The following is a 12,479-nucleotide window of genomic DNA, read 5'->3' as shown; positions in this document are numbered from 1 at the left end:
CTCCGCGCCACCCTTCGGTCACGGCGCGGATGCGGCGGCCTGCGCGACGAAGGCGATGCGGCTCAGCCCGGCGGCCTGCACCCAGCCGATCAGCTCGGCCACCTGGCCGTAGGGCACGGTGCGGTCGGCGCGCAGTTGCACCTCCATCTGCGCGTTGGCGCGGCCCAGTTCCGAGATGCGTTTCTGGAAGGTCTCCGGCGCCAGTTCCTCCTCGCCCAGATGCAGCTTGCCATCGGGCGTGATGGCGACGGCGATGAAGCTGGGCGCATCGCTGGGCGTGGCGGCCTCGCTCTTGGGCAGGTCCAGCCGCAGCGAGGCCGTCATCAGCGGCGCGGTGATCATGAAGATGACCAGCAGCACCAGCATGACGTCGATCAACGGCGTCATGTTGATGTCGCTCATGGGCCGCGAGCCCTCGGGCTTTTCGAGGCGGCCGAACGCCATCAGTCGTGGTCCAGCAACTCGCGCAGATCGTGCGCGAAACCTTCCAGGTCGGCCTCGCAGGCCGCCACCATCTTGCCGAAGACGTTGTAGGCCAGCACGGCGGGGATGGCGACGGCCAGGCCCGCGGCCGTCATGATCAGCGCCTCGCCGACCGGGCCGGAGATCTTCTCGATGGTGATGTTGCCGGCCGCCGAGATGCTGACCAACGCGTGGTAGATGCCCCAGACGGTGCCGAACAGGCCCACGAAGGGCGCGGTGGCGCCGATGGAAGCCAGCAGCACCTGGCCGAACTGCAGCCGGGCCAGCACCGCATGCAGCGCGTCGCGCAGGCGGCGGGTCAGGCGGGATTCGCGCTTGCCGGCGGCGTCCAACGTGGCGTTGCGGGTTTCGGCGGTGGCGGCATCCAGCAGCGGCAGCAGCAGGGCTTCGGTGTCGAAGCTCTGCAGCGCGCTGCGGCCCTCTACAACACCAGCCGCCGACCAGAAGGCCGGCACCGCCCGCACCAGGCCACGGCGGGCGCGGCGCAGCAGCCAGGTCTTCCAGAGGATCAGCGCCCAGGCGCTGACCGACATGGCCAGCAGCAGCAGAGCGACCGCGCGGCCGACCAGGTCGCTTTGGGCCCAGAAGTCCGCAAAGCCACCCATATCAGCTGCTGAATCCCAGAACGTCGTTCATGCCGAACAGGCCGGCGGTCTTGCCGCCCGCCAGGAAGCGTGCGCAGCGCAGACTGCCCTGGGCGTAGATGCTGCGGTTGGTGGCCTTGTGGCTGACCTCGATGCGCTCGCCGATGCCGGCGAACAGCACGGTGTGGTCGCCGATGATGTCGCCGCCACGCACGGTGGCGAAGCCGATGGTGGACGGGTCGCGCGCGCCGGTCACGCCTTCGCGGCCGTAGACGGCGCAGTCCTTCAAATCGCGGCCGACGGCGTCGGCGACGACCTGGCCCATCTGCAGGGCCGTGCCGCTGGGCGCGTCCACCTTCATGCGGTGATGGGCCTCGACGATCTCGATGTCATAGCCCTCGGCCAGCGCGCGGGCGGCCATGTCCAGCAGCTTGAGCACGACGTTTACGCCCACGCTCATGTTGGGCGCGAAGACGATGGCCGTGCGCTCGGCGAACTTCGCGATCTCGGCCTTCTGAACCTCGTCGAAGCCGGTGGTGCCGACGACGGCCTTGACGCCCAGATCGGCGCAGGCAGCCAGGTGGGCCAGCGTCGCCTCGGGGCGGGTGAAGTCGATCATCACGTCGGCGCCGGCCAGGCCGGCGCGGACGTCGTCGCCCTTGTCCAGCGTGACGTGCAGCGCGCAGTCGGCGGCGGCCTCGACGGCCTCGACCAGCATCTTGCCCATGCGCCCGGAGGCGCCCATGACGGCGACCTTGATCACGAGCCGGACCCTGTCCTGGCGTCCAGCGGCGGGTAGGTGCGGCCGGGCGCCGGGCCTTCGGCGGCGGCCGTGGGGGCCGCTTCGGCACTGCGCTTGGGCGGCGGCAGCGCGCCGCGCTCGGCCTCGCTCAGCTGAAGCTTGGGCTGCTTGCCGTCGGGTTTGAAGGTGTTGATGGCGGCGACGAACTCGTTCTCGGCCGGCAGGTCGTTCGGCACGTCAATGGACTTGAGCTTGTCGCCGTCGAAGATCGCGACGACCAGGCGCTGCTGGGGTGCCGTGCCCTGGCGGCGGATCGTGAAGGGGTAGTCCCAGCGCGACTCGTGGAAGACGTCGGTCAGCAGCGGCGAGCCGAGCAGATCGCGCACCTGGGCTTTGGGCATGCCGGGCTTGACGCGGGCGACCATTTCCTTGGTCAGCACATTGCCCTGCACGACCTCGACGCGATAGGGCGTCACGAGGCCCAGCACCTTGTCCCCGGTGACGGAGGGCAGCGAGGGCAGGGAATCCCAGGTGGGGAGATAGGAGCAGCCGCCGAGCAGCGCGAGCAGCGGGAGAGAGGCAAGCAGGGGACGCATCGGGCGGCTGGCTGAAGGGCGGGAAGGGGACTGGAAGCGCCGACCGGAAGGCCGGCTGGCTATGATCGGCGGATTCTAGCGGGGCCCTCCCCGGCCTCCCTGATCTCTGCCATGCCCAGCTCTTCCGCCAAGAATCAGACCAGCGACATCAAGAACAGCGGCCTCAAGGCGACGCTGCCGCGCATCAAGATCCTGGAGATCTTCCAGCGCGCGGCCCAGCGCCACATGACGGCCGAAGATGTTTACAAGGCTTTGCTCGGCGAGGGCGCCGACATCGGCCTGGCGACGGTCTACCGCGTGCTGCAGCAGTTCGAGCAGGCGGGCCTGCTGAGCCGTAACCATTTCGAAACGGGCAAGGCCGTCTACGAGCTCAATGAGGGGCATCACCACGATCACCTCGTCTGCCTGAACTGCGGCCGGGTCGAGGAGTTCTTCGACCCCGGCATCGAGGAGCGCCAGCACGCCATCGCGCGCGAACGGGGCTTCCAGCTGCAGGAGCATTCGCTCGCGCTGTACGCGAGCTGCGTGAAGGCAGACTGCCCGAACCGCAGCTAGGAAGCGGCGCGCGCGCGGATGGCCGCGAAGCTGTCGTCGACCAGCAGTCGGCCGTCCTCGTAGACGGTGCGCAGCACCTCGGTGGCGCCCGATGCGCGGGCTTCTTCGCAGCCGGGCGAGTCCAGGCGCACGGTGGCGAAGACGCCGTCCTTGTGCATCAGCGTGAGGCGCCCGGCCTTGCTGCGCTTGGTGGGGTCGGTGACCGGGGCCTTGAAGACGTCGCGCCAGTGGCCGTCGATCTGAACCGCCGAGGCCTTCATCGCGAAGCCCAGTGTGTCGCGGTTGACCTGCTGCAGCAGCGCGCCGCCCTGGCCGAAGGCGACGTTGTCGGCCGAGTAGCCGGCGGCCTCCAGCGCGTCCAGGATGCTGGCGATGGAGGCGCGCGTGATGCCGTCGCCCTGGATGACGCGCACATGCTTCAATACCTTGTAGCCCTTGGCGTTGACCTCGCTGCCAAAGGCGGCGTCCAGCGCCCGCACCGTGCGCAGCACGATGGTGGTGGGGTCGCCGCTGTCGGGGCGGATGACGACGGTGGCGCCGCTGGCGATGACTTCGTCGCGCAGCGCGCCGCCCCATAGCCGCGTGACGGCGGCGTCCAGGTCATAGGAGTCGGACACGACGGCCAGCAGCGCGCCGGGCCTGCCGAACTGGCGCAGCATGTTGCGGTAGGCCTCGGCCTCGCCCTCGCGGCCCCAGGCCGTGATGGTGCTGTGCTCGGCCGCGGGGATGGAGAAGCCGGCCATGGGTTCGCCGTAGAAGCTGCGCGCGCCGAGCAGGGCCGTCAGCGTGTCGGTGCCCTGGAAGTTCACCAGATGCGCCATGCCGCCCAGCATGGCCGATTCCAGCGACGACACGCCGCGGGCGCCGAAGTCATGCAGCTTGAAGGGCAGGCCGGCGGGGTCGCCGCTGCGCTCCAGCGCGTCGGCGATGAGGCGGCGCGTGGCGTGGCTGTGCGTCGCCACCGTCGTCGGGTACCAGACGCGCAGCAGGGCGGTCTCGACATAGCTCGTCAGCCACCAGCAGGCCGGGTCGGTGTTCTCGACGGTGACGAGGGCGTGGTTGACCGGCACGACCATGCCTTCGGGCACCGCGCGGATGCGCAGCGGCAGCCGGCCGCCGTGGGCGTCGACGATGTGCTGCCAGCCCGCGCGATTGAAGGGCACGCCGTGGGCCGCGCAGACCTCGGCGGCCAGGGCCACGTCGTTCGTCATGACCGGCTCGCTGAAGTATTCCTTGAGCAGCGCCTGCAGGCCGAAGAAGACGGTGTACGGCAGGCTGCCGCCGCGCGCCTCGATGTAGCTGAAGACGGTCTGCGTGCCCGGCGGGTACTGCAGCCAGTGGCTGGTCTTGTAGCTGTCCGTGTTCAGGACGAGCAGGCGGGCGATGTCGCTGAAGCGGTTCAACGCGTTCAATCGAGCGAGCCGTTGTCGATGGCGCGCTGGTGGCGCTCGACGAATTCCTTGTAGGTGTCGATGCCGCGCAACTGCAGGATGGTGTTGCGCACGGCGGCCTCCACCAGCACGGCGAGGTTGCGGCCGGCGTCCACGGCAATGACGACCTTGCGCACCGGCATGCCCAGCACGTCCTCATACAGCGGCTCGTAGGGCAGACGCTCGAAGTCGCGCTCCATCGTCTCCTTGCGCACCAGGTGCACGATGAGCTTGAGGCGCATCTTGCGGCGCACGGCCGTCTCGCCAAAGATGGACTTGATGTCCAGCAGGCCGATGCCGCGAACTTCCAGCAGGTTCAGCAGCAGCTCGGGGCAGCGGCCCTCGATGGCGGTCTGGGCGATGCGGAAGAAGTCGACCGCGTCGTCGGCGACTAGGCCGTGGCCGCGGGAGATGAGTTCCAGACCGAGCTCGCTCTTGCCCAGGCCCGACTCTCCGGTCAGCAGCACCCCGAGGCCCAGGATGTCCATGAAGACGCCGTGGCGGGTCGTGCGGTTGGCGAACAGCTGGGACAGATAGCCCCGCACCAGGTCGATGACGTGGCCGGCGGACTCGGTGGTGCGGAACAGCGGGATTTCGGCGCGGTCGCACATGGCGACGAGGCGCGGCGGCGGCACCGAGTCGTCGGCAATGATGATGACCGGCGGTTCCAGCGTGACGATGCGCGAGATGCGGCGGTCCTGGATCTCGGTGCTTTCCTGGCTCAGGTAGGCGACCTCACGGCGGCCGACGATCTGCACCCTGTAGGGATGGATGTAGTTCAGATAGCCGACCAGGTCGGCTGCGCTCTGGGCATCGCGCACGGCGGCTTCGTCGAAGCGGCGCTCCGGGTGCGCGTGGCCGGCGATCCATTCCCAGCGCAAGGCCTCGCGGTGCTCTTCGAAGAGGCGCTCCGCGCTGATGGAGGTCGGTTTCAAGTCAGGGGCGAATCACTAAGGGTTTACGCGAGGCGCCGAACGATGGCGTCAGGCGACGGACTTCAGCGGTTCCCAGGCGGCAATGAGCTTGTGCAGCGTGGCCGCATCCGGTTCGGCCTTGAGCTGCTCGCGCAGCTCGCGGTCCGACAGCATCTCGGCGATCTCGGACAGGATCTCCAGATGGCGCTGCGTGGCGGCCTCCGGCACGAGCAGGAAGATCAGCAGGCTGACGGGCTCGTCGTCCGGCGCATCGAAACCGATGGGCTGCTGCAGGCGCAGCACGGCGGCCAGCGGGTTCTTCAGCCCCTTGACGCGGCCGTGCGGGATGGCCACGCCATGGCCGAGGCCGGTCGAGCCCAGACGCTCGCGAGCGAACAGGTTGTCGGTGACCAGCGCCCGCGCCATCTGGTGGTGGTTCTCGAACAGCAGACCAGCATGTTCGAAGGCGCGTTTCTTGCTGGACGCATCCACATTCACCAACACGTTGTCGGCGGGCAGGATGGCGGCGAGACGGTTCATGGGCTGAGGCCTGGCTTCAGGGGCGCCTGATGGGCGCGGCCGCAACCGGGCAATGGGTCAATCAGAGCGGCAGATTATGGAACCCTGGGCTCATTTGGGGTGGGCTGCAGACCCTAGAGGCGTGGAAAACGCCCCTGCCCACCCCCGAATGCGGGTTTTTGCGGCACTGCAGCAACAACCGTTTGCTGATGATGGCGGTGCATTGCGCATCGCAAAAAAAACGAAAGCGGCCCGCAGGCCGCCGTGAGATGAGCCGGGTGGCTCAGGATGCCGAAACCTCAAGGCGCTTGGCCGAGGCGTGGTGGTGATCCTGGACCTTGTCCTTGTGGCGGCAGACCTGGCGGTCGAGCTTGTCCATCAACTGGTCGATGGCAGCGTACAGATCCTCGTGGGATTGCTCGACGAAGATGTCGCGGCCCTTGACGTGTAGCGTCACTTCGGCGCGCTGGCGGCGTTCCTTCTCCTTTTGCTTCTCTACGGTCAGCAGGACGTTGATGTCAACGACCTGGTCGAAGTGGCGGGTCACACGGTCCAGCTTGGTGAGCACGTACTCGCGCAGTGCTGGCGTGACTTCGAGATGATGGCCACTGATCGTCAGATTCATAAAGCCTCCTTTCAGAGGGATGGGACGGGAAACAAACCAGAAAACTGAGACGAAAGGGGAGGAGGGAGGAAGGGTCTTTCGGGTAGCGGAGGTGGGTGGGAGTGGGGGAATCGACGAGTCCAGTTTGCGCGCGAAGCGGCTGCGTGACAAGGGGATGACGGTGAGCTTTTGTCGCAGATCAGGTCTCGTTTTTGCGGCTTCTTTCACGTCCGGGCCGGGTGCAATAATCCACGGCTATTCCCCATCGGAGAGCCTCTTGGACAGCGATCACCCTCGGTGACCGTCCGCTCCCGCCGCTCGGGCCTGCTTTGAGGCCCGCCCGCCCGGAGTGAGACGGTTGACCTGAACCCCGCCACCCCGGACGGCTCCCCGTCGTCCTCCCGCTTGCTGCTGCCGGAGACGAGGCATGCTGAACGTATTCACGCTGGACAACGGACGCCTGAAGGGCGGCCTGTTCCAGGAAGAGATCGAGACCGCCGAGGACCTGGCCCAGTCGCGCCCGGTGTGGGTGGACCTGGAGAACCCCAGCGCGGAGGAAAAGGGCTGGATCCGGGACCGCTTCGGGCTGACCATCCCGGAGGACATCGTCGACGAGGATCTGGAGGAGTCTGCGCGCTTCTACGAGGAGGACAACGGCGAGCTGCACATCCGCTCCGACTTCCTCATCGAGGGCGACGACGGCGGCGAGGGCAAGCCGGCGCGCAATGTGCGCGTGGCCTTCATCCTGTTCAACAACGTGCTGTTCTCCGTTCACAGCGAGGACCTGCCGGTGTTCCGCCTGCTGCGACTGCGCGCGCGGCGCATCCCGGCGCTGATCGAGGACGCCAAGGACGTGCTGCTCAAGCTCTACGACGCCGACGCCGAGTACTCGGCCGACGTGCTGGAGGGCATCTACGACAAGCTGGAGGCGGTCAGCGCCCGCGTGCTGAAGAGCGACGTGACCGACGCCGAGGCCGGCGAGGTGCTGTCGGCCATCGCCCGTGAGGAAGACTTGAACGGCCGCATCCGCCGCAACGTGATGGACACGCGCCGCGCGGTCAGCTTCATGATGCGCAGCCGCATGCTGAATGCCGAGCAGTTCGAGGAGTCGCGCCAGATCCTGCGCGACATCGACTCGCTGGACTCGCACACGGCCTTCCTGTTCGACAAGATCAACTTCTTGATGGACGCCACCGTCGGCTTCATCAACATCAATCAAAACAAGATCATCAAGATCTTCTCGGTGGCCAGCGTCGCCCTGTTGCCGCCGACGCTGATCGCGTCAATCTACGGCATGAACTTCAAGCACATGCCGGAACTGGAGTCCGACTGGGGCTACCCCTTCGCGTTGGTGCTGATGCTGTTGTCCGTCGCGGCGCCCTTCATCTACTTCCGCCGCAAGGGCTGGCTCAAGTAGCCCTCAGCCGGCGCTTGAGCAGGCGCATCAGCGCCCCCAGCACGGGTAGCTTTTCGTACAACTCCTCGGCGGCATCCCAGTAGTCGCGGTGCTCCGCGACGAGGCCGGCCGCGTCGAAGCGCAGGTGGCTGGCGCCGCGGATGACGAGGTCGCCGGCGTGGAAGTCCCAGCCCAGGAAGCACTGGTCGCCCTCGGCGAACACCGCGGTGACGACGAAGCGCGGCGCGTCCACGGTCTCGAACATGTGCCCGAAGATGCGTCGCACAGCCGTGCGGCCCTGCACCTCGTTGAAGGGGTCCTTGAAGTGGCAGCCGCGGGCGTAGCGGGCCGCAAGCTCGTCGAGGTTGGCGGGCGACAACGCCTCGAACAGGCCGATCAGCGTGGCCACGCGTGGGTCTGTGTGCGTCATCGGTTGGCCTTGCCTACCAGTGGAAAGTAGAAACCATCGGGCAATTGCCGCAGCGCCTTCATGAAGCGCGTGAAGCGCTTGGGGAAATGGATTTCGAACTCGCCCGCGGCCCAGCCTGCGAGCATGGCGCGCGCGGCCTCCTCGGGGCTGATCTCGGCGGGCATGTGGAAGTCGTTCTGCGCCGTCATGGGCGTCTTGACGAAGCCGGGGTGGATGACCGACACGCCGATGCCGCGCGGGTGCAGGTCGAGGTAGAGCGCCTCGGCCAGGTGGGTGAGCGCGGCCTTGCTTGGGCCGTAGGCCAGCGCCTTGGGCAGGCCACGGTAGCCAGCCACGCTGGAGACGAGGCTGAGATGGCCGCGGCCGGCGATGAGCAGTTGCGGCAGCAGTGCGTCCAGCAGGTGCAGGGCGCCGGTGTAGTTGATCTCCAGGTGGCGGCGCGCGTCGGCGAGGTCGAAGCTCGTGGCGCTCATGGCGCGGTAGTAGCCGGCGCAGTAGACGCACAGGTCCACCGGCCCTACCTCGGCTGCCGCGGCCTGCAGCGCGGGCAGGTCTCCCACGTCCAGCGGCAGGGCGTAGCTGCCCGGGTGAGTGGCGACGAAGGTGTTCAGCAGCGCCGCCTGGCGCGCGGAGACGACGACCTTCGCGCCGGCTGCATGCAGGGCGCTCGCGGTGGCGGCGCCGATGCCGCTGGACGCGCCGATCAGCCAGGCCGTCTTGCCCTGCCAGTCGCGCTGTCGGGGGTTCAGGCTCATGGCTTGTAGAAGCTCAAGGTGACCTCGCCGAGGTCGATGCCGAACTTGCTCATGCGTGCCTTGTTGAGCATGACGTGATCGTCCATCAGGTACATCCAGTCGTCGAACTGCACGTCGTAGGTCGTGTTGTCCACCGGCAGGCGTAGCGTGTAGCTCCAGCGCAGCGCATTGCCGCGGGCCGTGCCCTGCGCCTCGCCGATGACGTCTGCTGCCGTGCCCTTGTAGCGGCCGTTGCCGAGGGCCGTGATCGTCCAGACGCGGCGCTCGGTCTTGCCGTCGCTGTAGACAAAGTCTTCCTCCAGCGTGCCGACGTCGTCCTGCCAGCGGCCCACCAGCTTCACGACGAAGCGGCGCTTCACCTTGCCGGCGCGGTCGGTGAAGAGGCCGTGGGCGGTCAACGGACCGTTGAAATAGGTCTTCAGGTCGAGCGCCGGCGTCTGCCCGGCGTAGTCTTCTGGCACGGGGGCGCTGGCGCAGCCGGCCAGCAGCAGCGAGGTCAGGAGCAGGCGTCGGTTCATGGCGTGGCGATGAAGTGGCGGTGGAGCAGCGCGGCGGCCGCGACCTTCAGGGCGCAGGGCAGCAGGCAGTAGGCAAGGGTCAGCGCCTGCAGGGCCTGCGGGTCGCGCTGGCCTGGGGCGTAGCCGAGGCCCTGCAGCAGCGGCAGGGCCAGGCCGGCGGCCAGGGCGAGGTTGAGCTTGGTGGCGGCGTTCCACCAGCCGAAGAAGGCGCCCTCGGCCCGGCCGGCCAGGCCGGCGCGCTGGATGACGCCGGCGAGCAGCGCGCCGGGGATGGCGAGGTCGGCACCGAGCGCCGCGCCGCTGGCGAGGCACACCGCCAGGAAGCCGGCCTTGTCGCCAGCACCGAGCGCGGCCGCCCATGCGAAGCTGGCGATGGCCAGCCCCATGCCCAGGCCCCAGGCGCGCGGCTGGCCGAGCCGGGCGATGACGCGCAGCCACAGCGGCAGCGAGGCCACGGCCGCGGCGAAGTAGCTGGCGAGGAAGAGGCCCTGCGAGGCGGGCAACTGCAGCCGGTCGTCGATGAAGAACAGCAGCAGCGTGGCCGGCACGGCGGCGGCGATGCCGTTGAGCAGGTAGACGGCCAGCAGGCGGCGGAACTCGGCCACCTGCCAGGCCAGCGCCAGCGGGGCGGGGGCGGCGTGGCTCGCGGTGGGGGCTGGCGCGCGGGCCAGCAGCGCCAGGCCGACCACCAGCGCCAGGGCGAGCGTTAGCGCCGTTTCGCCCAGACCCAGCGTGGACGGCAACAGGCTGGCCACGACGACGCCGAGCAGCGCAAAGCCCTCGCGCCAGGCGACCACCCGCGTCTGCCGCGCCGCGTCGCCACCCAGTCGCGCGCCCCAGGCCTGGTGCAGCACGGCGAGCAGGCTGTAGGCCAGGTAGGTGGCCATCAGCAACCCACCGGCCCAGGCCAGCAGCAAGCCAGGGTCGTGCGGCAGCGGGAAGAAGAGGCCGGCAAAGCCGCCCGCCAGCACCAGGGCGGCCAGCGGCATCTGCCAGACGAGAGCGCGCCGGCCCAGGGCACGGTCGCACAGCCGGCCGATCCAGGGGTCGGCGAGGGCATCCAGCGCGCGGGCGGCGAGCAGCAGCGCGCCCAGGCTGGCCAGCGGCACGCCGAAGCGCGTCGCGTAATGGGCCGGCAAATGCACATAGAGCGGCAGCGCGACGAAGGCCAGCGCGAAGCCCAGCGCGCCGTAGCGCATGCCGTCTCGCGGCGGCAGCTCAGCCGCGGCCATCGCCGCCCAGCAGCTGCTCGCGCAGCGCCGGCTCCGAGGTTTGCGGGCTGAGCCAGATGCCAAAGAACAGCCGCGCGAACTGCGCATCCGCGAAGCGGCGGCGCGGCTGGCCGTTGAAGAAGAAGTGGGCCGCCGCTCCGGGCTCGTACTGGCCGCTGAGGCGGTCTCCAGCCTTCACGTCGGGGAAGGTGGCGTCCATCTCCTGCAGCCAGGCCTGGGCCTGGACGTCAGCGATGGCGGCCTGGCGGCGCATCTCGGCGAGGGATCGCTTGGCGATCTCTCGGCCGGACAGGGTGCGCGCGTACTGCAGCTCCAGCGTCAGCGGCTGCGCCGCCCAGGTCGCGGCGTCCACCGGTGCGGCCGACCACAGCCGCGCGTCGTAGATGGCCAGGCCGAAGTAGCGGAAGCGGCCCTGGCCGCGCAGCTGCAGGCCGGCCAGCTCAGGCGTGCACTCGCCCCGCGCGAGCAGCGTGAGCCCGACGGTGGCGAGGGCAGCGCGGCGCAGCATCAGTCGCGCGCCAGCGTGAACTGCATGACGTCGGTGTTGCCGGCGGTGAAGGCGGCTTCGCAGTAGGCGAGGTAGAACTCCCACAGCCGCATGAAGCGGGTGTCGAAGCCCAGCTCGCGCACGCGGCCGTCATGGCGCAGGAAGGTCTCGCGCCAGCGGCGCAGCGTCTCGGCGTAATCGGCGCCAAAGGCCAGCTCGTTGACGACACGCAGGCCGGCGCGCTCGGCATGCATCCGGAACTGGCTGGGGCTGGGCAGCAGGCCGCCGGGGAAGATGTACTGCTGGATGAAGTCGGTGGAGCGCACGTAGCGGTCGAACAGGTCGTCGCGGATGGTGATGCTCTGGATGCAGGCGCGGCCGCCGGGCTTGAGTTTGGCCGCCACGGTGCCGAAGTAGCCGTCCCAGTACTCGCGCCCCACGGCCTCGAACATCTCGATGGAGACGATGGCGTCGAAGGGCTCGTCGGCGATGTCGCGGTAGTCCTGCAGGCGCAGGTCTGCGCTCAGGCCGGCGCCTGCCAGGCGTTCCTTCGCCCAGGCCAGTTGCTCGTGGGACAGCGTCACGCCGGTCAGCCGCGCGTCGAAGTCCCGCGCCGCTACCTCGGCCACGGCGCCCCAGCCGCAGCCGATCTCCAGCACGCGGGCACCCGGTGCCACGCCGGCCTCGGCCAGCGCGCGGCGCATCTTGGCCTGCTGGGCCTGGACGAGGCCACCCTGTGGCCGGCCCTCGAACCAGGCGCTGGAGTAGTTCATCGTCGGGTCCAGCCACAGGCGGTAGAAGGCGTTGCCGAGGTCGTAGTGGGCCTGGATGTTCTTGCGGCTGCCGCTGCGGGTGTTGCGGTTGAGCGCATGGCGCAGCCGGTACAGCAGCCCGCCCCAGAAGCCGCCGTAGAACAGGGTCTCCAGCGCGGTGCGGTTGCGGATCAACAGTGCCAGCAGCGCGCTCAGGTCGGGGCTGCTCCAGTGGCCGGCAACAAAGCTCTCGGCGAAGCCGACGTCGCCGGACTTCAGCGCCGCCTCGCAGACGGCCCAGTCGGTGATGCGCAAGGCCGCACGGGGCTGCTGCTGGTTGCCGAAGTGCAGCATCTCGCCGTCGGGTGTCTGCAGGTCGAGGCTGCCCTCGCGCAGATGCTGAAGCAGCGCGATCACGCGGCGCGCGGCGCGCGGCAGGCCGGGGACGAGGATGGGGTTGGAGAGGGTGGTCGTCATGGCGG

The 12,479-nt window shown here is 69.0% G+C and carries 16 protein-coding genes; 2 read left to right on the top strand and 14 right to left on the bottom strand.

The annotated features are described in order from the left end of the window. Positions 1 to 18: 18 nt before the first annotated feature. Genes AC07VX_RS11845 through AC07VX_RS11830 form a run of 4 tightly spaced genes read right to left on the bottom strand, consistent with a single transcriptional unit; the run spans position 19 to position 2,405 of the window. Positions 19 to 444, bottom strand: a complete 426-nt coding sequence (locus tag AC07VX_RS11845) for an ExbD/TolR family protein (RefSeq protein WP_493164930.1) — start codon at positions 442 to 444, stop codon at positions 19 to 21. Next, positions 444 to 1,088, bottom strand: coding sequence for a MotA/TolQ/ExbB proton channel family protein (locus AC07VX_RS11840; RefSeq protein WP_493164929.1), 645 nt, complete (start codon positions 1,086 to 1,088; stop codon positions 444 to 446). Before AC07VX_RS11840 ends, AC07VX_RS11845 begins: the two co-directional genes overlap by 1 nt. Before the next feature lies 1 nt (position 1,089). Further along, on the bottom strand, positions 1,090 to 1,830 hold the full coding sequence (dapB, locus tag AC07VX_RS11835; protein WP_493164928.1) for a 4-hydroxy-tetrahydrodipicolinate reductase: 741 nt from the start codon (positions 1,828 to 1,830) through the stop codon (positions 1,090 to 1,092). Then, positions 1,827 to 2,405, bottom strand: a complete 579-nt coding sequence (locus tag AC07VX_RS11830; RefSeq protein ID WP_493164927.1) for an outer membrane protein assembly factor BamE — start codon at positions 2,403 to 2,405, stop codon at positions 1,827 to 1,829. The genes dapB and AC07VX_RS11830 overlap by 4 nt, the downstream gene beginning before the upstream one ends. 111 nt (positions 2,406 to 2,516) lie before the next feature. Between AC07VX_RS11830 and fur the strand changes: the two genes are divergently transcribed. After that, on the top strand, positions 2,517 to 2,960 hold the full coding sequence (gene fur, locus AC07VX_RS11825) for a ferric iron uptake transcriptional regulator (protein ID WP_493164926.1): 444 nt from the start codon (positions 2,517 to 2,519) through the stop codon (positions 2,958 to 2,960). Here fur and AC07VX_RS11820 read toward each other — a convergent pair. From AC07VX_RS11820 to hpf, 4 genes are all read right to left on the bottom strand, one after another. Next, entirely contained in the window at positions 2,957 to 4,372 is a 1,416-nt protein-coding gene (locus tag AC07VX_RS11820) for a nicotinate phosphoribosyltransferase (RefSeq protein ID WP_493164925.1), read from the bottom strand. The genes fur and AC07VX_RS11820 overlap by 4 nt on opposite strands. Continuing rightward, positions 4,369 to 5,325, bottom strand: a complete 957-nt coding sequence (hprK, locus tag AC07VX_RS11815; RefSeq protein WP_493164924.1) for an HPr(Ser) kinase/phosphatase — start codon at positions 5,323 to 5,325, stop codon at positions 4,369 to 4,371. The genes AC07VX_RS11820 and hprK overlap by 4 nt, the downstream gene beginning before the upstream one ends. Positions 5,326 to 5,373: 48 nt before the next feature. Then, complete coding sequence (ptsN, locus tag AC07VX_RS11810) at positions 5,374 to 5,844, bottom strand: PTS IIA-like nitrogen regulatory protein PtsN (RefSeq protein WP_493164923.1); 471 nt, start codon at positions 5,842 to 5,844, stop codon at positions 5,374 to 5,376. A 262-nt stretch (positions 5,845 to 6,106) separates the two neighbouring features. After that, on the bottom strand, positions 6,107 to 6,448 hold the full coding sequence (hpf, locus tag AC07VX_RS11805; RefSeq protein WP_293500614.1) for a ribosome hibernation-promoting factor, HPF/YfiA family: 342 nt from the start codon (positions 6,446 to 6,448) through the stop codon (positions 6,107 to 6,109). Positions 6,449 to 6,854: 406 nt separating this feature from the next. On the opposite strand from hpf, the gene corA reads away from it, so the two are divergent. Continuing rightward, entirely contained in the window at positions 6,855 to 7,844 is a 990-nt protein-coding gene (gene corA, locus AC07VX_RS11800; RefSeq protein ID WP_493164922.1) for a magnesium/cobalt transporter CorA, read from the top strand. Here the strand turns inward: corA and AC07VX_RS11795 are convergent. Genes AC07VX_RS11795 through AC07VX_RS11770 form a run of 6 tightly spaced genes read right to left on the bottom strand, consistent with a single transcriptional unit; the run spans position 7,837 to position 12,474 of the window. Next, a complete protein-coding gene (locus tag AC07VX_RS11795; protein ID WP_493164921.1) occupies positions 7,837 to 8,253 on the bottom strand; it encodes a nuclear transport factor 2 family protein in 417 nt (138 codons plus the stop codon). The two genes, corA and AC07VX_RS11795, sit on opposite strands and share 8 nt — an antisense overlap. After that, complete coding sequence (locus AC07VX_RS11790) at positions 8,250 to 9,008, bottom strand: SDR family NAD(P)-dependent oxidoreductase (protein WP_493164920.1); 759 nt, start codon at positions 9,006 to 9,008, stop codon at positions 8,250 to 8,252. The genes AC07VX_RS11795 and AC07VX_RS11790 overlap by 4 nt, the downstream gene beginning before the upstream one ends. After that, on the bottom strand, positions 9,005 to 9,526 hold the full coding sequence (locus AC07VX_RS11785; protein WP_493164919.1) for a DUF3833 domain-containing protein: 522 nt from the start codon (positions 9,524 to 9,526) through the stop codon (positions 9,005 to 9,007). Before AC07VX_RS11785 ends, AC07VX_RS11790 begins: the two co-directional genes overlap by 4 nt. Continuing rightward, on the bottom strand, positions 9,523 to 10,758 hold the full coding sequence (locus AC07VX_RS11780; protein ID WP_493164918.1) for an MFS transporter: 1,236 nt from the start codon (positions 10,756 to 10,758) through the stop codon (positions 9,523 to 9,525). Before AC07VX_RS11780 ends, AC07VX_RS11785 begins: the two co-directional genes overlap by 4 nt. Continuing rightward, on the bottom strand, positions 10,745 to 11,266 hold the full coding sequence (locus AC07VX_RS11775) for a chalcone isomerase family protein (RefSeq protein ID WP_493164917.1): 522 nt from the start codon (positions 11,264 to 11,266) through the stop codon (positions 10,745 to 10,747). The genes AC07VX_RS11780 and AC07VX_RS11775 overlap by 14 nt, the downstream gene beginning before the upstream one ends. Further along, positions 11,266 to 12,474: a class I SAM-dependent methyltransferase gene (locus tag AC07VX_RS11770; protein WP_493164916.1), complete on the bottom strand. Its 1,209-nt coding sequence runs from the start codon at positions 12,472 to 12,474 to the stop codon at positions 11,266 to 11,268. The genes AC07VX_RS11775 and AC07VX_RS11770 overlap by 1 nt, the downstream gene beginning before the upstream one ends. Positions 12,475 to 12,479 lie beyond the last annotated feature (5 nt).

The sequence above is a fragment of the Roseateles sp. GW821-FHT03B02 genome (assembly GCF_059421025.1).
The sequence above is the reverse complement of the archived record's forward strand: the minus strand, read 5'-3'. Positions and strand labels throughout refer to the sequence as shown.

Excerpts from the sequence above, each read along its gene's own strand:
- AC07VX_RS11845 (WP_493164930.1), bottom strand. The coding sequence starts at position 444 with ATGGCGTTCGGCCGCCTCGAAAAGCCCGAGGGCTCGCGGCCCATGAGC.
- AC07VX_RS11840 (WP_493164929.1), bottom strand. The coding sequence starts at position 1,088 with ATGGGTGGCTTTGCGGACTTCTGGGCCCAAAGCGACCTGGTCGGCCGC.
- AC07VX_RS11830 (WP_493164927.1), bottom strand. The coding sequence starts at position 2,405 with ATGCGTCCCCTGCTTGCCTCTCTCCCGCTGCTCGCGCTGCTCGGCGGC.
- fur (WP_493164926.1), top strand. The coding sequence starts at position 2,517 with ATGCCCAGCTCTTCCGCCAAGAATCAGACCAGCGACATCAAGAACAGC.
- ptsN (WP_493164923.1), bottom strand. The coding sequence starts at position 5,844 with ATGAACCGTCTCGCCGCCATCCTGCCCGCCGACAACGTGTTGGTGAAT.
- hpf (WP_293500614.1), bottom strand. The coding sequence starts at position 6,448 with ATGAATCTGACGATCAGTGGCCATCATCTCGAAGTCACGCCAGCACTG.
- corA (WP_493164922.1), top strand. The coding sequence starts at position 6,855 with ATGCTGAACGTATTCACGCTGGACAACGGACGCCTGAAGGGCGGCCTG.
- AC07VX_RS11795 (WP_493164921.1), bottom strand. The coding sequence starts at position 8,253 with ATGACGCACACAGACCCACGCGTGGCCACGCTGATCGGCCTGTTCGAG.
- AC07VX_RS11790 (WP_493164920.1), bottom strand. The coding sequence starts at position 9,008 with ATGAGCCTGAACCCCCGACAGCGCGACTGGCAGGGCAAGACGGCCTGG.
- AC07VX_RS11785 (WP_493164919.1), bottom strand. The coding sequence starts at position 9,526 with ATGAACCGACGCCTGCTCCTGACCTCGCTGCTGCTGGCCGGCTGCGCC.
- AC07VX_RS11780 (WP_493164918.1), bottom strand. The coding sequence starts at position 10,758 with ATGGCCGCGGCTGAGCTGCCGCCGCGAGACGGCATGCGCTACGGCGCG.
- AC07VX_RS11775 (WP_493164917.1), bottom strand. The coding sequence starts at position 11,266 with ATGCTGCGCCGCGCTGCCCTCGCCACCGTCGGGCTCACGCTGCTCGCG.
- AC07VX_RS11770 (WP_493164916.1), bottom strand. The coding sequence starts at position 12,474 with ATGACGACCACCCTCTCCAACCCCATCCTCGTCCCCGGCCTGCCGCGC.